The organism is Neisseria sp. P0021.S006 (assembly GCF_051956895.1).
The window spans coordinates 1-17,724 of the sequence record NZ_JBQCWZ010000042.1; the positions used below are offsets into that span (position 1 = coordinate 1).

Sequence of the window (17,724 nt, forward strand, 5' to 3'; positions counted from 1 at the left end):
GAACCAGTTACCTTAAATCTCGTTTCCTGCCAAGTAACCCGACAGAAAACCAGTCAATGTAGAATGACGTTGCGGTAGCTTGCGCTACACAGCCCATTGACCAACTGCTGCAACGGCAGGCCTTAAGCGGCCAGTGCGTAAGTTTCGTCGTTTGCGACTATTTAAATTCAGTGTTTAACGGGAAATCTGAGACCCCGGTATGCCCGCATCTGCTTTGCAACCCCCGTCGAAACCAAGATCGCCCCCAGATAGGTAAGGTCGATTATACGCATGTCAGCAGGCTTTGCCAAGTTGCTGTTTGATTAAAAAGGCCGTTTGAACAGCGGTTTGCTTTTTCAGACGGCCTCTTTGTTTAGGTTTATTGATGGTAGTTTTGCAAGAAGCGTTTGAGTTTGTCCATGGCTTCTTCGATTTGATGAACGGGCGGCAGGGTAACGATACGGAAGTGGTCGGGGCGTATCCAGTTGAAGCCTGTGCCTTGGACGAACAAGACTTTTTCACGTACGAGTAAGTCGTAGATGAATTTCATGTCGTCATGGATGCTGTACATTTCGGTATCGATTTTGGGGAACATATACAATGCGCCCATGGGTTTGACGCAGGATATGCCCGGAATCTGGTTGACCAGTTCCCATGCTTTGTTGCGTTGCTCGAGCAGGCGGCCGCCGGGGAGGAGGAATTCGTTGATGCTTTGGTATCCGCCCAAGGCCGTCTGAATGGCGTGCTGCATGGGTGTGGTGGCACAAAGGCGCATAGACGAGAGCATGTCCAAGCCTTCGATATAGCCTTTTGCATGATGTTTCGGGCCGTTGAGTATCATCCAGCCTTGACGGAATCCGGCAACGCGGTAGGCTTTCGAGAGACCGTTGAATGTAACGGTCAGGAGGTCGGGGGCAAGTGCGGCGATATGGTGGTGTACGGCGTCGTCGTAGAGGATTTTGTCGTAAATTTCGTCGGCAAAAATAATCAGGCCGTGTTTACGCGCCAGTTCGGCGATTTCCAGCAGGATTTCTTTGCTGTACACCGCGCCGGTAGGGTTGTTGGGGTTGATGATGACTATGGCTTTGGTTTTCGGTGTAATTTTGGCTTCCATATCGGCCAGGTTGGGGAACCAGTTGTTTTCTTCGTCGCATAGATAATGGCGGACGGTACCGCCTGCCAGTGTTGCGGCGGCGGTCCACAAAGGATAGTCCGGTGCGGGAATCAGGATTTCATCGCCGTCGTTGAGCAATGCCTGCATGGACATGGTGATCAGCTCGGACACGCCGTTGCCGATGTAAACATCGTTGACGGTAACGTCGAGCAGTCCTTTGGTTTGGTAGTAGTGGACGATGGCTTTGCGTGCGGAGTAAAGGCCTTTGGAGTCGCAATAGCCTTGCGAAGTCGGCAGGTTGCGGATGACGTCAACCAAAATTTCGTCAGGCGCTTCAAAGCCAAACGGAGCCGGATTGCCGATATTGAGCTTGAGGATTTTGTTGCCTTCTTCTTCCAGTTGCAGGGCTTTTTTGTGAACTGGGCCGCGAATATCGTAGCAAACGTGATCCAGTTTGGATGATTTAGGGAATTTCTCCATGATGTGTGTTCCGTAAAATTGTTAACAATGGGATAAATGTACTCTTTTTGTGGGTAAATTAAAAGAGCTTCAGACGTCCAAAGCTTACTTATTGCGCGCTTCAGCACGGCGAACCGTCACGCTTTTACCGCCTATGCCCCAGTTGTCCATATTGATTTCGTCGATGACGACGACGGTCGTCTCGGGATTTTTGTTGAGAACGCGTGAGAGTAATTCGGTGACGCCGCGAATTAATTCGGCTTTTTGTTCCGCACTCGGGGCTTCGTTGCCGCCGGTTACTTTGATGTTGACGTAGGGCATGGCTTTTTCCTTTTAAAATAGTGTTCACATGTTATCTTATTTTTATCAGGCCGTCTGAAATTTGATTGCAGGATTTTTCATTGCTCATGACTGCTTTTACAAAGAATTAAGTTTTTTGGAATAGATTGTTTTTAAAATGCGGTTTTATTTTGGATGGATATCGTCATGAACCGTTTTCTTCAGACTTTGATTGTGGCCGCGCCGATGGTGATTGCCGCGCCCTATGTGGCGGCGGAAACGCATCCTGCGCAAAAGCAGATGCAGCAGAATATTGATGCTGTGCTGAAAATTGCACGCAATACTTCTTTGACAGAAGCGCAACGTGTGAAACAGGTTGAGCAGTATGCCAACCGTTATTTGGATTATGAACGTATTTCGGCTTTGGCTGTCGGCGCGCCATGGCGTGAATTTTCTGCCAAACAGAAAACTGATTTTATCCGTGCATTCAAAGACATGGTGATTGCGATGTACTCGCATTCTGCACTGATTGGTGCGGCGGATGCGAATGTACGCCTGTTGCCGAAGATGACGGCAAACGGCAATAAGTTTGACGTTTTCTCGGAAATTCAGACCAAAAAAGGCACCAAGTATGAAGTGGCCTACCAGCTTTACCAAAGTGGCGGTGCGTATAAGATTTACAATATCCGCGTGGACGGTACCAGCTTGGTAACGGTATACCGCAACCAATTTGGCGAGCTGATTAAGAGCAAAGGCATTGACGGTACGATTGCGACTGTTGCAGCCAAGGGCTTGAAGAAACAATAAGGTAGATTGATAAAAAGGCCGTCTGAATATTCAGACGGCCTTTTTGTGTTACGGGCTGATTAAGCACGTTTGCGGAATTCGCCGGTACGGGTATCGATTTCGATTTTGTCACCGTTTTCGATATAAGACATCACTTGGATTTCAGTGCCGCCGACCAGACGCGCGGTTTTCATCACTTTACCGGAGGTATCGCCTTTAACGGCAGGCTCGGTGTATTCAACTTCGCGAACGATGATGGTAGGCAATTCTACGGAGATTGGGTTGCCTTCGTAGAAAGTAACTTCGCATTGGTCTTCCATACCGTCAACGATGAATTTCAACGCGTCGCCGATGTTGTCGGCTTCGATTTCGTATTGGTTGAATTCTTCGTCCATGAAGACGTACATAGGATCGGCAAAGTAGCTGTAAGTACAGTTTTTGCGGGACAGGATAACGACGTCGAATTTGTCGTCGGCTTTGTAAATGGTTTCAGAAGCGGCACCGGTCAGCAGGTTTTTCAGTTTCATGCTGACTTTGGCGGAAGAGCGGCCGCCTTTGATGTATTCGGTTTTTTGAACGACCATAGGATCGTTGCCGACCATGAATACGTTGCCGGCGCGCAGTTCTTGTGCTGTTTTCATTGTAGTTTTCCAATCAAATCGGTTGTAATAAAACGCGCTATTTTAGCGTATTTTTTTGTGCTTTGAAATAAAGGCGGCAAGTTTTTCAACGGCACTTTTTTGAGCAAAAAGTCCATCCCGCCATTTTGCCGCGCTTTGCCGCCATTCATTTTGGTGTGCAGTCAGGGTTTGCCATGCCTGCAGGCGCTGGCTGTCGCTGAGTGCATCACCGTTGTTGAGTTCGTCGGAAAGGCGGTGGTGTGCCGTGGCGACAACATCCGGATAAACCTGATGCGCTTTGTCCCAAAAAGCGTGCAGTTTGTCGAGATGGATATTTTCTTCTTGCGGATAGATGTGCCAAAAGAAAGGCTTTCCGGCAAGCTGGGCGCGAACAAAGCTGTCTTCGCCGCGTATGATAGCGCCGTCGGCAAGGTTGAGCAGTTTGTCGAAATCCTGTTGGGGGACAAAAGGGATTTTGATCAGGGTAATGTGTTCGCTCTGATACACATCGCCGTCTTCAAGCAGGGCATTTTGCGGTACTAGGTCGCTGTTTTTCAGACTGGCGATGATTTGTGTACCTGCAAGCAGCAGGGTAATGGGTTGGCCGGCCTGTTGCCACATAGTCAGCCATTTTGCCCAAATATCGCTTTGATAGCCGAAAAGCAGCCACTCGGACGCGTTTTTTGCGGGAAGTTTGAGTTGTCGGCGTAAGGCTTCCGTATCAAATCCGGCCGATTCGGCGTAATCGCGTTCGCGCAGCAGGCCGCCGCTTTTTTCGCTGAAACCCATAAACCAAAAGTATTTCTGTATGCCGCCGGCCTGGGGCGAGGGCATTAAGTGCAGCCTCTCGTTGCTGTCTTCCGCGCTGAGGTATTCCCAGTTGAGCCAAAGCGGTTGGTGTTGGCGGATGATGGTTTGAACGTTGTCGGGCAGTTCGCAGGCGAAGGTTTCGATGACAATGTCGGGGGTAGGGGCTGTATCGGTATCTTCGGCGTAGTCGGCTTGCCAAGCGTGAATGCCGATGCCTTGATGGATATTGGGAATCGAGGCCAAGTCAGGGCAGAGTGCCTGAAGGGACGGAAAGTCGTCTGTCCACAAATGCACTTGCCAGCCGAGTTCGCGTTGCAAAACACGCGCCAGCCGCCATGAAACGCCGATGTCGCCGAAGTTGTCGATGACGTTGCAGAAAATCCAGCAGGTATAAGGTGGGGTGGTGTTCATGGAAAAATATGCCCAAGGCCGTCTGAAAACATCAGAATGCGCCGAAATAGTGGAATAAATAAACAATCAGCAAAATAATCGGGATAAACATCCAAATGCTTTGCCGTTTCAATTCGGGCTCTTGTTTGAGGTGGTGTTTGATGACGTCAAAAAGGACGAACTTGAATAGGAACGTGGCTTCGCAGGCAAGGATGATGCCGTTGATGAGGTGTTGCGTTTTGTCTTCGGGCGGGTTGAGGGCAAACCACAAAAGGGTGGCGAGCGGAATCAGGCAGACGACGAGCCAGCGCAGAAGGATGGGTTTGGACATGGTGTGTGTGCAAGAAATAAAAAGGGTATTATACCCTGTCGTCTTTCAGACAAGTGCAAATCAGGCTATCATTCGTTTTATTTGAAGCGAACATTTATCCCTATGCAAACCCAAGCCATCATCCGCCATATTGTTCAATGGCTCAAAGATTACGCCGAGCAGGCGCTTGCCAAAGGTTTTGTCGTCGGCATATCCGGCGGCATCGATTCTGCCGTGGTTTCCACCCTTGCCGCGCAAACCGGTTTGTCGGTTTTGTTGTTGGAAATGCCGATTCGTCAGAAATCTGACCAAGTCAACCGCGCTCAAGAACACATGGGCCGTCTGAAAAAGCGTTATCCTAACGTAAAAGCGCAAAGTGTTGATTTGACTCCGGCGTTCGATACGTTTGCCGATACCGTTGATGTCAGCGAAACCGAATTTCCCAACAAACAGCTGGCACTTGCCAATGCACGCAGCCGCCTTCGCATGACGACGCTTTATTATTACGGCCAGCTGCATGGTTTGCTGGTGGCGGGAACGGGCAACAAAATTGAAGATTTCGGCGTCGGTTTCTTCACCAAATACGGCGACGGCGGCGTGGACATCAGCCCGATTGCCGATTTAACCAAAACTCAGGTGTACGCTTTGGCAGCCGAGCTAGACGTATCGGAAGACATTCAAAAAGCCGTGCCGACAGACGGCCTTTGGGATATCGAGCGTACCGATGAAGAGCAAATGGGCGCATCTTATCCCGAACTCGAATGGGCGATGAGCGTGTACAACAGCCACAAGCCTGAAGATTTTGAAGGCAGACAGCGCGAAGTTTTGACAATCTATACCCGATTGCACAAAGCCATGCAGCACAAAGTCAACCCGATTCCGGTTTGCAAGATTCCGGAAGAGCTGTTTTAAATTTGGACATCAAAAGGCCGTCTGAAAACGTTGGATTAAGGTTTTCAGACGGCCTTTTATATTTTATTTCAATAAGAATTAGGAATATGCTTGAAAAACAGCATCATCAGATACCAAAACAGCGTAGCGGCCGCCGCGCCCAGCAATACCCATGCGCTGATTTTGGCGATTTCACGAATGGTGCGCTTTTGTTTACGGCTGAACAAACGGTTCACAATCAATGCCGCTATGGCGCAAAAGAAAAAAAATCGCAAAAGCCTGCCTATCATTCCACATTCTCCCAAAAATATTGCCTTTAATCAGGGCAGGCCGTCTGAAGCCTCATGCACAAAACAAAGACGAAACGTTATAATACCCCTTTTGCCGCTTCACTTGGAAATTACAAATGACAACAAATGCCTCAGTGGGCATTGTAACGCCCCAGAAAATCCCGTTTGACACACCGCTTGCTCTGGAAAACGGCAAAACCTTACCTCGTTTCGACCTGATGATTGAAACCTACGGCACGCTCAACGCAGACAAAAGCAACGCCGTTCTTATCTGCCACGCCCTGTCAGGCAATCATCACGTTGCCGGCAAGCACAGCGTGGAGGATAAATACGCCGGTTGGTGGGACAATATGGTCGGCCCCGGCAAACCTATCGATACCGAACGCTTTTTCGTTGTCGGTTTGAACAACTTGGGCGGCTGCGACGGCAGTACCGGCCCTTTATCCGAAAATCCTGAAACCGGTCGCGAATATGGCGCGGATTTCCCCGTTGTAACCGTCAAAGACTGGGTGAAGTCCCAATCCATGCTTGCCGATTATCTCGGCATTCAAAAATGGGCGGCCATTGTCGGCGGCAGCTTAGGCGGCATGCAGGCATTGCAATGGACGATTTCTTTGCCTGAACGCGTTGCTCATGCGCTCGTCATCGCTTCTGCGCCTAAACTTTCCACTCAAAACATCGCGTTTAACGATGTTGCCCGCCAGGCGATTTTGACCGATCCCGATTTCCACGAAGGCAATTACCGCAGCCATCATACCGTTCCTTCACGCGGTTTGCGTATCGCGCGCATGATGGGACACATCACTTATCTTGCCGAAGACGGCTTGGGTAAAAAATTCGGCCGCGATTTAAAATCAGACGGTTATCAGTATGGTTACGGCGTTGAGTTTGAAGTGGAATCTTATCTTCGCTATCAAGGCGACAAGTTTGTCGGCCGCTTTGATGCCAACACTTATCTGCTGATGACCAAGGCGCTTGACTACTTCGACCCGGCCGCCGATTACGGCCACAACCTCACGCGCGCTGTGGAGAATGTGCAGGCCAAGTTTTTTGTTGCCAGCTTCAGCACCGACTGGCGCTTTTCGCCGCAACGTTCGCATGAATTGGTCAAGGCATTAATCGCCGCGCAAAAATCCGTGCAGTACATTGAAGTCAAATCCAATCACGGCCACGATGCGTTCTTGATGGAAGACGAAGCCTATATCCGCGCGGTTGCCGCTTATATGAACAACGTTTACAAGGACTGCCAAAAATGAATCTGCGCGACGATTTGCAACTCATTTACGATTGGATACCCGAAGGCAGCCGCGTACTCGATTTAGGCTGCGGCGACGGCGAGCTGTTGGCTGCGTTGGTGGAACATAAAAATTGCACCGGCTACGGTGTTGAAATCGATACCGACAGCGTGATTGCCGCCATATCCCGCGGTGTGAACGTCATTCAAGCCGATTTGGAAGAAGGTTTGGTGGCTTTTGGCGATCAAAGCTTTGATGTGATTGTCTTGAGCCAAACCATTCAGGCGATGCAGAACACGGAAAAAATCCTGCGCTGCCTGATGCGCGTGGCCAAGCAGGCTATTGTCAGCTTCCCTAACTTCGGCTACTGGCGCAACCGCTTTCAAATCGCCATTGGCGGCCATATGCCGGTTTCCGAGCGGATGCCGTATCATTGGTACGATACGCCCAATATCCATTGGTGTACCCTCAAAGACTTTGATTTGCTGTGTGCCAAAAACAAAATCCGCGTGCTTGAGCGTGCGGTCATGACGGGCAACCGACAGGTTAAACATCTGCCGAATTTATTGGGCAGCCTGGCGTTTTATCGTGTAGGTTGATTGCAGTAATCAATAGGGCCGTCTGAACAGGTAATCACGAAAGCATGGCTTTTGCAAATACCTGTTCAGACGGCCTTTTATTATTAAAGTCGGTTTAAGCCTGTTTCAGTTTTTCCAACAAGGCAAAACTGCCGGCATCGACCAGACGGTAGGTTTCGTCAAAGTCGCCCGTGTACCACGGATCAGGAACGTGGTTGTAACCTGAATCGGGGATAAGGTCGGTCAGTTTGAAGATTTTGCCGGGGTGGAAGCCGAGCTGCTTTTCGGTTTCTCTGAGGTTGTTGTCGTCCATCACGATGATGTAGTCGAAATGTTCGGCATCGCTGGGTTTGATTTTGCTGCTGGTAAAGCCTGACGGGTCGATGCCGTGTTGTTTGAGTACACGGCGCGTGCCTTCGTGCATGTTTTCCCCGTCGTGCCAACCTGACGTGCCTGCGCTGGCTGTAATGACGGCATTGCCCATGCCTGCTTTGCGGGCGCGGTGGCGCAGGACGTATTCGGCCATAGGGGAGCGGCAGATGTTGCCGAGGCAGACGAAAAGGATTTTGTGGGTTTTCATATGCGTGAAAATGAGCGGTAAGGTTTGAAAATCAATGCAACACGCTAAACCGTTTTCAGACGGCCTTGGCGTGTTGCATTTTCAATTTAGTTTACATTGCTGAAGAAAGGATTATGGCCTTCTAGTTTCAACGCTTGGGCATAAGTAGGGATGTTCTCGTTTTCGCCCAATGGGTTGTGCAGCAGGTAGAGGTGCTCGATTCGGCATTCGGCCATCAGGTCGAGGAAGTTTTGCTGAACGATGGCGATATTGTCGGTTGATGCAAGCTCCCAAGTGAAGGTCTGCGGAACGATTTCAAACGCGCTGTCTGTCGCGTTGAAGCTGAACTGGAGCTTGCCGTCCGCTTTCGCTGCGGCAACAACGCCGACGCGCGGGCTTTGCATACGGATGGCGCGGATGGCGTTGGTGGCAAAAACGTCCATGGCCATGCGTTGGCGGGTGTGGCTGCCGTCGGTAAGCGCGTCAAGCGGCGTATTGGGCGAGAGCGGGTTGGTAAAGAGGGTAACGCCGTCGAGGGCGAGATGCTCTTGCCAAACCTGCATCAATGGCAGGCCTGCCTGTTGCAGGTTAAGGCCCAAGGCAGTCTGAATGTCTTTATTGCCGTAGCCCAGCGCGTAAACAACATGGACGGATTGACCTTCGGGCAGCGTCAATGGTTTGTATTCGAATTTTTGCAGGAATGCGCCTGCCGCTTCATCGTTTTGCTTGGCTTGGAACCACTCGCCCGGGGTAACGCTGCTCAAGTCGGTAGATTGGACGAGGTAAGGCAGCCATTGCGTGTTTTGCGTGAGGGTACGCAGGTTGGGGTAGTTTTGCAGGCAGGCGAAGAGTGCTTCGGTAGGCAGCGTAAGCGGCAGGGTTTGTTCTTTTTTGCAACCGGCGACCAAAACGACAGGCAGGGCAAACCATTGGGCTTCGTTATCGTTTTCTGCCTTCAGGACTTCGCCTACGCTTTGAATCAGGCTGGTGTAAGTGCCGACATCGGGCGCCATGGTCATTGCCAATGAAAGGTTGATGTAATGGTTTTGGCTGAGCATGGTGCGGATTTCGGTTTGCAGTTGGCCGGCCGAAAGCTTGCGCGATGCGGAGGAGGAGTTGTGCGCCAGCTGATAGGCATTGAGCAGAAGGTAGTTTTTGATAGGGCTCTGCGGATAAGGGCGGGTATCTGGAAGAACAAAGGTTTTCATGACGGTTTGAAGTGTTGTGTTGTAAGTGTGGCGATTATAGCAATTTAGTCAGTCGGTGTGCTTGTTAATAAATTAAATTCAACTGGCGATAGGGATACGCTTCATTTTCACAAGGTTTAAGTATCAGCATTTTCTAAGTTGGGGAGGGTAAATGCCCGATGTGTTATAATCCATGACCAAACATAATTCAGAAAGGAACAAAATCATGCGCTTGCTTCATACTATGCTGCGTGTCGGCAATCTCGAACGCTCTTTGGATTTCTATCAAAACGTATTGAACATGCAACTGCTGCGCCGCCGCGATTATCCCGAAGGCCGTTTTACTTTGGCTTTTGTCGGTTATGGCGATGAAGCGGACCATACTGTTTTGGAACTGACCCACAACTGGGATACCGAGTCTTACGATTTGGGCGATGCTTATGGCCATATCGCGATTGAAGTCGATGATGCTTACGCGGCGTGCGAGCGTGTCAAAGAAATGGGAGGTAAAGTGGTACGCGAAGCCGGCCCGATGAAACACGGCACGACTGTGATTGCGTTTGTTGAAGATCCAGATGGCTACAAAATTGAATTTATTCAAAAGAAAAGCGGTAGCGATTCGGTTCAATATTCATCTTAAGGCATAAGATAATGGAAAAGGCCGTCTGAACATTCAGACGGCCTTTTTTTGATCAACCCAACTGTTTTTGCTTTTCGCTCAACAGGGCGTGTACTTGAAGCGCAGTAGCGTAGCGGTCTTCTCCTGCTTCAATCGGATCGAGGAAATGCAGTTCGACCGTGTTGGAAGGCTGGCTGATGACCATGCAGATAGATTGCCAGAGGCTGATGTCGCCGTAGTAGGCAGTGTGCGGATTGGGGCTGCTGCCGTCTGGATTCGGATAGCGGCAGAGTGCCGGAATAATCGGTACGCCTGCATCATAGGCCGTCTGAAAAAAGCTCGGTTTGAACGGCAGGATTTCACGGCCTTCGGTACTGGTGCCTTCGGGAAAAATGGTGACGGTATCGCCGTTTTTCAGCGCTTCGGTTACGCCGGCGATTTTGGCAGAATTGCCTTTGATGCCGCGGTTGCGCGAGACGTAAACCGTTTGAGCCTGTGTGGCAAGATAACCGACCACAGGCCATTTGGCCACATCGTCTTTAGCCACAAAACGGCCGGGGAAAGCACCGTTGACCGCCATAATGTCCAACCATGAAATATGGTTGCTGATAATCAGCTGACCGCGATCTTCTTGCGGCGGCGTGCCGAAAGTTTGCAGTTTCATGCCGCAGGAAGCGAGCACGCGCAGCGACCATAATTGGATCGCGCGCAGTTTGCGTTTGCTGCTGTAAAAGGGAAACAGAAAAAACATTTCGGCCATGCCGTATAAAAGGCAGCCGGCAATGCAGAGAAGACGGAAGATAAAACGGATTTTGGCGGTCATTGTGTGTGTTTTTATAAAGATTAGGCAGGCCGTCTGAAGTTTCAGACGGCCTTTTATTATGAATCGGCTTTAGGGGCAAAACGCTGCAAGTAGCGGTCGGAAAGGTGGTTGATGTCCATCATGATCAGCACATCCGCGCAGTTGAACGCTTCATCGACGCAAGGCTCGCCGCAGAACCACGCGCCTGCTTTGAGATAGCCTTTGATCAGGGCAGGTACAGGCGGATTTTCAGACGGCGTGATGCTGTCCCATTTGAGCGGGTTGAGCGGTTTGACACACCATTGTGCCGGAGCGAGGTATTTGTCTTTCAAAGCATGATACAGGCCGGCCGCATCGTTGCCGCCGTCACGCATTTCGATACTGCCGCAACCAATCATAAAGCGCAGGTTTTCGTCTTTCATGAATTTGACCAAACCGGTCCACAACAGCATGACCAAGCCGCCGTTGCGGTAGTCCGGGTGGGTACAGGCGCGGCCGAGTTCGACGGTTTGCGGCAGGATGTCTTTCAAAGGCTCAAGATCAAATTCATGCTCGCTGTACCAGCCACCGACTTTTTTTGCGGTTTCTTCGGTAATCAGGCGGTAGCAGCCGATTACCTCGCCGGTTGCATCGTCAAAGGCGAGCAGGTGGTGGCAATGTTCATCATAAGGATCGACATCGCGGCCGTCATCGCTTTCGATTTCCGCACCTAACTCTTGGGCAAAAACCTGATAGCGCAATCTTTGGGCGGCTTCGATTTCAGCTTGGGTTTCTGCAAGGCGTACGCTCAGGCCGATTTTGGGGCCCGTTTGATTGAAACGGCTGGGGGACATGATGTTTCCTGTTTGAAGAAAATGGCTGATTATAGCGGATATACGGACAGATTTATATTGATTTGCTTTGCGGTAGGGCAAATTATGTCGGGTTGTTGGAAAAAGGCTTCAGGCCGTCTGAATTTGGCATGCCAAGCGGTAGAAGCGTAAAATCAACGTTTTTGCCGCTTTTTTTGTTATGGAAACCTCTTTTCTGCTTGCCGGAAAAATTACCGAGCTGACGCTGATTGTTTTGATGGGCGTGGCCTTAGTGAAGGCAGGGCTGTTGAAATCGGAAAACAGCTATACGCTCTCGGTCATCGCGCTTTACTTGATCAGCCCGTCTGTCATGATTCATGCCTTTCAGATGGACAATACGCCGCAGATTATCGAAGGGCTGAAGCTTTCCGTCATGTTGGCGGTGTTTTTCCATGTGGTATTGATTGTTTTAGGCAGGTTGTTTAAACACTTGTTCAAACTCGATGCGCTCGAACACGCGGCGACGGTGTACAGCAATTCGGGCAACCTGATTATCCCTTTGGTAATGTCGGTCTTTGGGCCGGAATGGGTGATTTACACCACTGGTTTTATCTTGGTGCAGACGTTTTTGTTTTGGACGCATCTGCGCCTGTTGATTTGCGGTCGAGGCAATGTGGCTTGGAAAACCATTTTTACCAATATCAACATCTTATCCATGTTGGTCGGGCTGCTGATGTTTGCCTTTCAAATCAAGCTGCCGCACATTGTCGATAATACTTTGGCGACGGTGGGCAGTATGATTGGCCCGGTTGCCATGTTGGTGGCGGGCATGCTGCTGGCCTCTTTGCCGTTGCGTTCGATTGTGTGGACACCGAGGCTTTATCTCGTTGCTTTTTTAAGGCTGATTTTGATTCCGGTATTATTGCTTTTCGCCGTCAAAGCCTGCGGTTTTGCCCATCATGATGCGCATGCGGATACGGTTGTGTTAATCAGCTTTTTGGCAACGACTTCGCCTGCCGCTTCGACAGTTACCCAAATGGCGGTTGTTTACGGCAAAAATGCCCAAAAAGCCAGTGCGATTTATGGGTTGACGACCTTGCTTTGCGTGGTAACCATGCCGGTAATGATTGCCTTATATCGTTGGATTATTTAAGAAAAGGGCAGGCCGTCTGAAACTTTGACTTTATGTTTCAGACGGCCTGTTTGGTATTTTAATTTGAAAATAACTTTTATTATCAATTAATTAAGCAATTAAAAAACTATACAAAGCCGTTTGCAGCGTGTATCCTTATGTCTAACATTCATCCAATATCAATCTTTAAAGGAACACAGCCATGACCGACTTTACCGTTTGGGAAACCGCACCTTTCAATTCCACCATTGACCATATTTTGCAGCGTTACCACAATGTCCACCGCGCCCAGTTTGAAGAGTTGGTTCCGCTGGCGCAAAAAGTGGCGCAGGTTCATGCTGATACTTTCCCTGCCGAAGTTCCTGATTTGTTGGCCTATATGCAAAACGAGCTGTTGATGCACATGATGAAAGAGGAGCGCATGTTGTTCCCAATGATTAATCAGGGCGTGGGTCGCGGCGCGGCAATGCCCATCAGCGTAATGATGCACGAGCATGAAGAACACGATCAAGCCATCGCGCGTCTGGAAGAATTGACCTACAATTTTGAGCTTCCCGAAGGCGCTTGCGGCAGCTGGACCCGTTTGTACACTTTGGCCAAAGAGATGGTGGATGATTTGAAAGACCATATCCATTTGGAAAATGAGATTTTGTTCTCCCGCGTTTTGGCTTCTTAAAAATTTGAGCTTAATCAAGGCCGTCTGAATGTTCAGACGGCCTGTTGTTTAATCCCTTGCTAATTTAGTGCAATGGTTCTAAAATTTTAACAAAGAAACAAAAATAAGCAGTAAAGGCACACATCCGTTCTTTTGTTTACTTGAGAAGGAGTTTATGAATGAAACATTCTAAAGTTTTACTATCGGGTATTCTGTTTGTTGCTCTGACTGCGTGCGCCCAAACGACGGACGGCAGCTGGAGCGCCTTGCAGGATACGAAAACAGGCGTGCAGTCGCGGCCTTATTATGAATTTGGCAATGTGGTTCAGAAGATTTCTTTTAAGAAAACCGGCAATCCGGAAAATGGTCTGAAAAAGCCTGTCTTGACTGTGTATCGTCAGGGCAAGCTGTTGGGCGAAGCATATAATTTGGAAGCCTCTCATGGCAGCCCCTTGTTGCCAACCCTGTTTTTGGTAAACGGCAAGTCATTAAATATCAATGACGGCAACGATAAAAAACAATTGGCTTCTGCGAAGAGAATCGATTTTTACGATTTCGGCCACGGCCGTATCGGCCATGCAGTCTTTACCGCGCCTAACGGCATCTGTCAGGATATGAAACACGGCAAAGGCGTTTCCTACAAGCTGGTTACCAACTATGTTAATTTCCCGGATTATCCTTCACCTGAAAATATCTTGATTATTACTGCGCAAGGCAAATATGAGCAAGACGGGTTTATATTGGATGCCACTGAGTCAAGAGTGACCAGTGCCAATAAAGAGTTTGCCAAAAAATATGGCGAAGCCCTGAAATCCAAGAATGGCCCTGAGACCAGGCATGTGAATATGGCCAATGCAGCCAGTGCGGAAAAAGGCAGACTGTTGGCTGATTATATCTGTCAGTAATCATATTAAAGGCCGTCTGAAATTCAGACGGCCTTTTAAAATCATGAATGCATCTCTTGTTCAAACGACAGCAGAATCTGTTTTACTTCGTCCGCTTCTTTGACGGCGCGGATACGGTCAAACAATATCTGCGCCTGTTCAAACTCTTTTTTCATCATGCCCAGCCATTGTTTCAAACGGGCAACCGGATATTTGTTGTTGGCCTCTTTGGCAAGGCATAAGTCGAAGAACTGGACTATCCATGAGGAGACTTCGGCAAAGTCGGTGTCTTTGACTGTTTCGCCGTTTTCATATTGCTTGATTTGCCGCGCCAAGTCGGGACGGATAACCGCGCCGCGCCCGAGCATCACGCTGTCGCAGCCGCTGACGGTTTTAATGTCGAGATAGTCTTGAAGGCTGAACACATCGCCGTTGGCGGTAACGGGAATACTGACTGCATCACGGATTTTGCGCACCCATTCCCAATGTGCCGGCGGTTCGTAGCCTTCGACTTTGGTGCGCGCATGGACGGTTAACGCGCATGCGCCGCCGTTTTCAATCGCGGAGGCGCATTCCAATGCCAGACTTTTGTCTTCATAACCAAGCCGCATCTTGGCAGTCAGCGGAATGTGTTGCGGCAGGCGTTGGCGCAGGGTGTGGACGATGTGGTAAATCAAGTCTGGCTCTTTGAGCAAGACTGCACCGCCTTTGTGTTTGTTGACCGTCGGCGCGGGGCAGCCGAAGTTGAGGTCGATTTTGTTCGCACCGAAACGCACGGCTTCCAAAGCATTGACGGCCATGTTTTCCGCATCGCTGCCCAAAAGTTGGACAGTGCAGGGCGTGCCGGCCGGCGTGCGGTTGGCATGGGCGATTTCGGGAACATATTTAAGCCAAGTGGCGCGTGAGTGGACCGTGTGCGTAATGCGGACAAATTCGCTGACGCATTCGTCAAATCCGCCAATACGCGTCAACAGGTCGCGCATCACATCATCCACCAGCCCCTGCATGGGGGCAAGAATAAGCTGCATGGGTCAGGCCGTCTGAAAAAAGGAGGACATATTGTAGCGGTATATCGGTTAAAATACAGCTTCCTTTTTCAGACGGCCTTTTTATGATGCACACAATTCCGGCAACCGCCGCCATGTTGGTAAAAAATTCAGAACGTTATCTTTCAGAAGTTTTGAGTGCGCTGAAAGACTTTGACGAAGTCCTGCTGTTGGACAACGGCTCGACCGACCGTACTTTTGAAATTGCCAAGGGTTTTTCAAATGTCAGCTATTACAAGCATGACTTTATCGGGTTTGGTCCGATGAAAAATCTGGCGGCCAGACTGGCGCAAAACGATTGGATTTTCAGCATAGACAGCGATGAAGTGGCGGATGAGGCTTTAATCGAATCCATTCGTGCGGCCGTTTTGGAAAATGAGAAGGAGCATATTTTTTCACTTTCCCGTCTGAACCATTACCACGGCAGACTGATTAAAGGCTGCGGCTGGTATCCGGATATTATTCCACGCCTTTATCATCGCAGATTTAGCCGTTTTTCCGACCGTCAGGTGCATGAGTCTTTGGTGTTGCCGCAGGAAGCCAAGGTTAAACAACTCGATGGCCATCTGAAACATTATTCTTTTGAAAACGCCGAAGGGCTGATTCAAAAAATGCAGCAGTATAGCTCGCTGTATGCGGAAGAAAATCGTTTTAAGAAAGACAGTTCGCCGTTTAAGGCTTTGCTGCATGGCGGCGTATCGTTTGTGAAGAATTACCTGCTCAAGCGCGGTTTTGCTTATGGTGCGGACGGCCTGACGATTTCAGTTTCCAACGCACAAGGTTCGTATTACAAATATGTCAAACTCTACGAGCGCAACCGCACGATAACCGTCTCCCTCATCATCACCACTTACAATCGCCCCGATGCTTTGGAGCTGGTGTTGAAATCGGCTTTATCGCAAACCCGTCTGCCGGATGAGATTATTGTCGCGGATGACGGCTCAAGGCAGGAAACCGCCGAAGTGGTTGATTTTATCCGCCGCAGGACAAGTATTCCCGTTAAGCATTCATGGCAGCCGGATAGAGGCTTTCGTGCTGCCGAATCGCGCAACCGTGCGTTGGCGCAGGCGAAAAGCGATTATATTGTGTTGATTGACGGCGATATGGTTTTGGATCCGTCTTTTATCGCCGATCATTTGAAGATTGCCCGCAGAGGCCGTTTGATACAGGGTTCCCGCGTGATTTTGACTGAGGATAAAACGCAGGATATTTTGGATGAAGGCGATTTGCCTGCTTTGTCTATGTTCAGCTCAGGGATAGAAAAACGGCTTTCCGCCCTGCGCTGCCGTTGTTTGGCCAAATTGGCAGGCCGAAAAGGCAACCGCAAACATAAAGGCATCAAAACCTGCAATATGGGCTTTTTCCGCAGCGATGCGCTTGCCGTCAATGGGTTTGACAATAGCTTTGTCGGTTGGGGCAGGGAAGACAGCGAATTTGTCGCCCGTTGCTATCATAACGGGATGAAACGCCATAATTTGAAATTTGCCGGCATTGCGTACCACCTCTGGCACAATGAGGCAGAACGCGATTCATTGCCGCAAAACGATGCCTTGTTGGAGGCAACCTTGTCGGAACGCAAAATCCGCTGTGTGCATGGCGTATCGGATTTTATAAAAGATGAAGAAGTAACCGGGAAATAGCCTTATCATCTTTTTAAACCATAGAGGCCGTCTGAAAATCTTCAGACGGCCTTTTTTGTGTTTTTAAAAACCTAGAGGTTAAATGAGAATATTATTTATTTGATATAGATCAGTATGTATAATTAGGTAAAGTATGGTTAGGGAAGAGGGTTTACTCTATAATCCAACCGTTTGTAATTTTATTTCGGCTAAGGCCGGATTTTGGGAATTGTTATGTCAACTATGTTTTTTATCCAGTTTGCCGTTGTGCTACTGTGTATCCTGATTGGTGCGCAGGTTGGCGGTATTGGTTTGGGCGTGCTCGGCGGTATCGGCTTGGCTGTATTGTCTTTTGGTTTCCATCTTCAGCCGACCAGCCCTCCGATTGATGTGATGCTGATGATTATGGCGGTAGTGTCTGCCGCCGCGGCCATGCAGGCCAGCGGCGGTTTGGACTATATGATTAAGATTGCCACGCGCGTGTTGCACCGCAATCCGAAATACATCACCTTTATCGCGCCGGCGGTAACTTACACCTTTACCGTATTGGCAGGTACGGGCCATGTGGCTTACTCGGTCTTGCCCGTGATTGCCGAAGTCAGCCGTCGCAATGGCATCCGTCCTTCCCGTCCGCTGACGATGGCGGTTATCGCTTCCCAATTTGCGATTGTCGCCAGCCCGATTGCCGC

Annotated in this window: 21 protein-coding genes and 1 other RNA gene; 10 read left to right on the forward strand and 12 right to left on the reverse strand. The window is 49.5% G+C overall.

Features of this window, described 5'->3' with window-relative positions:
- The 3 genes from ssrA to ACTHUM_RS09055 form a co-directional block, all read right to left on the reverse strand.
- Positions 1-246, reverse strand: a transfer-messenger RNA (tmRNA) gene (gene ssrA / locus ACTHUM_RS09045); the annotation flags it as partial.
- Between the two features lie 112 nt (positions 247-358).
- Positions 359-1,573, reverse strand: coding sequence for a pyridoxal phosphate-dependent aminotransferase (locus ACTHUM_RS09050; protein WP_004519866.1), 1,215 nt, complete (start codon positions 1,571-1,573; stop codon positions 359-361).
- A gap of 84 nt (positions 1,574-1,657) precedes the next feature.
- Positions 1,658-1,873: a tautomerase family protein gene (locus ACTHUM_RS09055; RefSeq protein WP_004519865.1), complete on the reverse strand. Its 216-nt coding sequence runs from the start codon at positions 1,871-1,873 to the stop codon at positions 1,658-1,660.
- Between the two features lie 165 nt (positions 1,874-2,038).
- On the opposite strand from ACTHUM_RS09055, the gene ACTHUM_RS09060 reads away from it, so the two are divergent.
- Positions 2,039-2,638 carry an MlaC/ttg2D family ABC transporter substrate-binding protein gene (locus ACTHUM_RS09060; RefSeq protein WP_039862173.1) on the forward strand — a complete coding sequence of 200 codons (600 nt, stop codon included), beginning with the start codon at positions 2,039-2,041 and terminating at the stop codon, positions 2,636-2,638.
- A 59-nt stretch (positions 2,639-2,697) separates the two neighbouring features.
- Here the strand turns inward: ACTHUM_RS09060 and efp are convergent, their stop codons facing one another.
- The 3 genes from efp to ACTHUM_RS09075 are packed head-to-tail and all read right to left on the reverse strand — an operon-like array spanning position 2,698 to position 4,768.
- Positions 2,698-3,258 (reverse strand): elongation factor P, encoded by a 561-nt coding sequence (efp, locus tag ACTHUM_RS09065; protein ID WP_002213793.1) that lies wholly within the window; start codon positions 3,256-3,258, stop codon positions 2,698-2,700.
- A gap of 42 nt (positions 3,259-3,300) precedes the next feature.
- Entirely contained in the window at positions 3,301-4,458 is a 1,158-nt protein-coding gene (gene earP / locus ACTHUM_RS09070) for an elongation factor P maturation arginine rhamnosyltransferase EarP (protein WP_049336336.1), read from the reverse strand.
- A gap of 31 nt (positions 4,459-4,489) precedes the next feature.
- Positions 4,490-4,768, reverse strand: a complete 279-nt coding sequence (locus ACTHUM_RS09075; protein ID WP_004519862.1) for a hypothetical protein — start codon at positions 4,766-4,768, stop codon at positions 4,490-4,492.
- 102 nt (positions 4,769-4,870) lie between these two features.
- On the opposite strand from ACTHUM_RS09075, the gene nadE reads away from it, so the two are divergent.
- Complete coding sequence (gene nadE / locus ACTHUM_RS09080) at positions 4,871-5,659, forward strand: NAD(+) synthase (protein ID WP_049336338.1); 789 nt, start codon at positions 4,871-4,873, stop codon at positions 5,657-5,659.
- A 68-nt stretch (positions 5,660-5,727) separates the two neighbouring features.
- Here nadE and ACTHUM_RS09085 read toward each other — a convergent pair whose 3' ends face one another.
- Positions 5,728-5,928, reverse strand: a complete 201-nt coding sequence (locus ACTHUM_RS09085; protein ID WP_003682450.1) for a protein MIGRI — start codon at positions 5,926-5,928, stop codon at positions 5,728-5,730.
- A 116-nt stretch (positions 5,929-6,044) separates the two neighbouring features.
- On the opposite strand from ACTHUM_RS09085, the gene metX reads away from it, so the two are divergent.
- Entirely contained in the window at positions 6,045-7,184 is a 1,140-nt protein-coding gene (gene metX / locus ACTHUM_RS09090) for a homoserine O-succinyltransferase MetX (RefSeq protein ID WP_049336341.1), read from the forward strand.
- On the forward strand, positions 7,181-7,762 hold the full coding sequence (metW, locus tag ACTHUM_RS09095) for a methionine biosynthesis protein MetW (protein WP_049329691.1): 582 nt from the start codon (positions 7,181-7,183) through the stop codon (positions 7,760-7,762). Before metX ends, metW begins: the two co-directional genes overlap by 4 nt.
- 94 nt (positions 7,763-7,856) lie before the next feature.
- Here the strand turns inward: metW and ACTHUM_RS09100 are convergent, their stop codons facing one another.
- Complete coding sequence (locus ACTHUM_RS09100) at positions 7,857-8,321, reverse strand: low molecular weight protein-tyrosine-phosphatase (protein ID WP_049344703.1); 465 nt, start codon at positions 8,319-8,321, stop codon at positions 7,857-7,859.
- An 86-nt stretch (positions 8,322-8,407) separates the two neighbouring features.
- Positions 8,408-9,508: a hypothetical protein gene (locus tag ACTHUM_RS09105; RefSeq protein ID WP_003685151.1), complete on the reverse strand. Its 1,101-nt coding sequence runs from the start codon at positions 9,506-9,508 to the stop codon at positions 8,408-8,410.
- Between the two features lie 205 nt (positions 9,509-9,713).
- Here ACTHUM_RS09105 and gloA point away from each other — a divergent pair, with 205 nt between their 5' ends.
- Positions 9,714-10,127: a lactoylglutathione lyase gene (gloA, locus tag ACTHUM_RS09110; RefSeq protein ID WP_003685011.1), complete on the forward strand. Its 414-nt coding sequence runs from the start codon at positions 9,714-9,716 to the stop codon at positions 10,125-10,127.
- Positions 10,128-10,179: 52 nt separating this feature from the next.
- On the opposite strand, the gene ACTHUM_RS09115 is transcribed toward gloA, so the two are convergent.
- Together ACTHUM_RS09115 and ACTHUM_RS09120 are read right to left on the reverse strand one after the other, a co-directional pair.
- Positions 10,180-10,929 carry a lysophospholipid acyltransferase family protein gene (locus ACTHUM_RS09115; protein WP_004519853.1) on the reverse strand — a complete coding sequence of 250 codons (750 nt, stop codon included), beginning with the start codon at positions 10,927-10,929 and terminating at the stop codon, positions 10,180-10,182.
- A gap of 56 nt (positions 10,930-10,985) precedes the next feature.
- Entirely contained in the window at positions 10,986-11,741 is a 756-nt protein-coding gene (locus tag ACTHUM_RS09120) for a GNAT family N-acetyltransferase (protein WP_004519852.1), read from the reverse strand.
- Between the two features lie 178 nt (positions 11,742-11,919).
- Here ACTHUM_RS09120 and ACTHUM_RS09125 point away from each other — a divergent pair, with 178 nt between their 5' ends.
- The 3 genes from ACTHUM_RS09125 (at position 11,920) to ACTHUM_RS09135 (ending at position 14,391) form a co-directional block, all read left to right on the forward strand.
- Entirely contained in the window at positions 11,920-12,852 is a 933-nt protein-coding gene (locus ACTHUM_RS09125) for an AEC family transporter (RefSeq protein WP_049336531.1), read from the forward strand.
- A gap of 181 nt (positions 12,853-13,033) precedes the next feature.
- A complete protein-coding gene (dnrN, locus tag ACTHUM_RS09130) occupies positions 13,034-13,507 on the forward strand; it encodes an iron-sulfur cluster repair protein DnrN (protein ID WP_049336533.1) in 474 nt (157 codons plus the stop codon).
- A 158-nt stretch (positions 13,508-13,665) separates the two neighbouring features.
- Positions 13,666-14,391 carry a hypothetical protein gene (locus tag ACTHUM_RS09135; protein WP_049336534.1) on the forward strand — a complete coding sequence of 242 codons (726 nt, stop codon included), beginning with the start codon at positions 13,666-13,668 and terminating at the stop codon, positions 14,389-14,391.
- A gap of 41 nt (positions 14,392-14,432) precedes the next feature.
- Here the strand turns inward: ACTHUM_RS09135 and ACTHUM_RS09140 are convergent, their stop codons facing one another.
- Positions 14,433-15,398: a tRNA dihydrouridine synthase gene (locus ACTHUM_RS09140; protein ID WP_070695517.1), complete on the reverse strand. Its 966-nt coding sequence runs from the start codon at positions 15,396-15,398 to the stop codon at positions 14,433-14,435.
- 83 nt (positions 15,399-15,481) lie between these two features.
- Here ACTHUM_RS09140 and ACTHUM_RS09145 point away from each other — a divergent pair, with 83 nt between their 5' ends.
- Positions 15,482-17,056, forward strand: a complete 1,575-nt coding sequence (locus ACTHUM_RS09145; protein ID WP_070695518.1) for a glycosyltransferase family 2 protein — start codon at positions 15,482-15,484, stop codon at positions 17,054-17,056.
- A 222-nt stretch (positions 17,057-17,278) separates the two neighbouring features.
- Positions 17,279-17,724: anaerobic C4-dicarboxylate transporter family protein (locus ACTHUM_RS09150; protein WP_440402827.1), on the forward strand; the 446-nt coding region annotated here is incomplete at its 3' end.

Excerpts from the sequence above, each read along its gene's own strand:
- ACTHUM_RS09125 (WP_049336531.1), top strand. The coding sequence starts at position 11,920 with ATGGAAACCTCTTTTCTGCTTGCCGGAAAAATTACCGAGCTGACGCTG.
- earP (WP_049336336.1), bottom strand. The coding sequence starts at position 4,458 with ATGAACACCACCCCACCTTATACCTGCTGGATTTTCTGCAACGTCATC.
- ACTHUM_RS09120 (WP_004519852.1), bottom strand. The coding sequence starts at position 11,741 with ATGTCCCCCAGCCGTTTCAATCAAACGGGCCCCAAAATCGGCCTGAGC.
- gloA (WP_003685011.1), top strand. The coding sequence starts at position 9,714 with ATGCGCTTGCTTCATACTATGCTGCGTGTCGGCAATCTCGAACGCTCT.
- efp (WP_002213793.1), bottom strand. The coding sequence starts at position 3,258 with ATGAAAACAGCACAAGAACTGCGCGCCGGCAACGTATTCATGGTCGGC.
- ACTHUM_RS09135 (WP_049336534.1), top strand. The coding sequence starts at position 13,666 with ATGAAACATTCTAAAGTTTTACTATCGGGTATTCTGTTTGTTGCTCTG.
- ACTHUM_RS09085 (WP_003682450.1), bottom strand. The coding sequence starts at position 5,928 with ATGATAGGCAGGCTTTTGCGATTTTTTTTCTTTTGCGCCATAGCGGCA.
- ACTHUM_RS09075 (WP_004519862.1), bottom strand. The coding sequence starts at position 4,768 with ATGTCCAAACCCATCCTTCTGCGCTGGCTCGTCGTCTGCCTGATTCCG.
- ACTHUM_RS09055 (WP_004519865.1), bottom strand. The coding sequence starts at position 1,873 with ATGCCCTACGTCAACATCAAAGTAACCGGCGGCAACGAAGCCCCGAGT.
- ACTHUM_RS09050 (WP_004519866.1), bottom strand. The coding sequence starts at position 1,573 with ATGGAGAAATTCCCTAAATCATCCAAACTGGATCACGTTTGCTACGAT.
- nadE (WP_049336338.1), top strand. The coding sequence starts at position 4,871 with ATGCAAACCCAAGCCATCATCCGCCATATTGTTCAATGGCTCAAAGAT.
- ACTHUM_RS09060 (WP_039862173.1), top strand. The coding sequence starts at position 2,039 with ATGAACCGTTTTCTTCAGACTTTGATTGTGGCCGCGCCGATGGTGATT.
- metW (WP_049329691.1), top strand. The coding sequence starts at position 7,181 with ATGAATCTGCGCGACGATTTGCAACTCATTTACGATTGGATACCCGAA.
- ACTHUM_RS09115 (WP_004519853.1), bottom strand. The coding sequence starts at position 10,929 with ATGACCGCCAAAATCCGTTTTATCTTCCGTCTTCTCTGCATTGCCGGC.
- ACTHUM_RS09145 (WP_070695518.1), top strand. The coding sequence starts at position 15,482 with ATGATGCACACAATTCCGGCAACCGCCGCCATGTTGGTAAAAAATTCA.
- ACTHUM_RS09140 (WP_070695517.1), bottom strand. The coding sequence starts at position 15,398 with ATGCAGCTTATTCTTGCCCCCATGCAGGGGCTGGTGGATGATGTGATG.
- ACTHUM_RS09105 (WP_003685151.1), bottom strand. The coding sequence starts at position 9,508 with ATGAAAACCTTTGTTCTTCCAGATACCCGCCCTTATCCGCAGAGCCCT.
- metX (WP_049336341.1), top strand. The coding sequence starts at position 6,045 with ATGACAACAAATGCCTCAGTGGGCATTGTAACGCCCCAGAAAATCCCG.
- dnrN (WP_049336533.1), top strand. The coding sequence starts at position 13,034 with ATGACCGACTTTACCGTTTGGGAAACCGCACCTTTCAATTCCACCATT.
- ACTHUM_RS09100 (WP_049344703.1), bottom strand. The coding sequence starts at position 8,321 with ATGAAAACCCACAAAATCCTTTTCGTCTGCCTCGGCAACATCTGCCGC.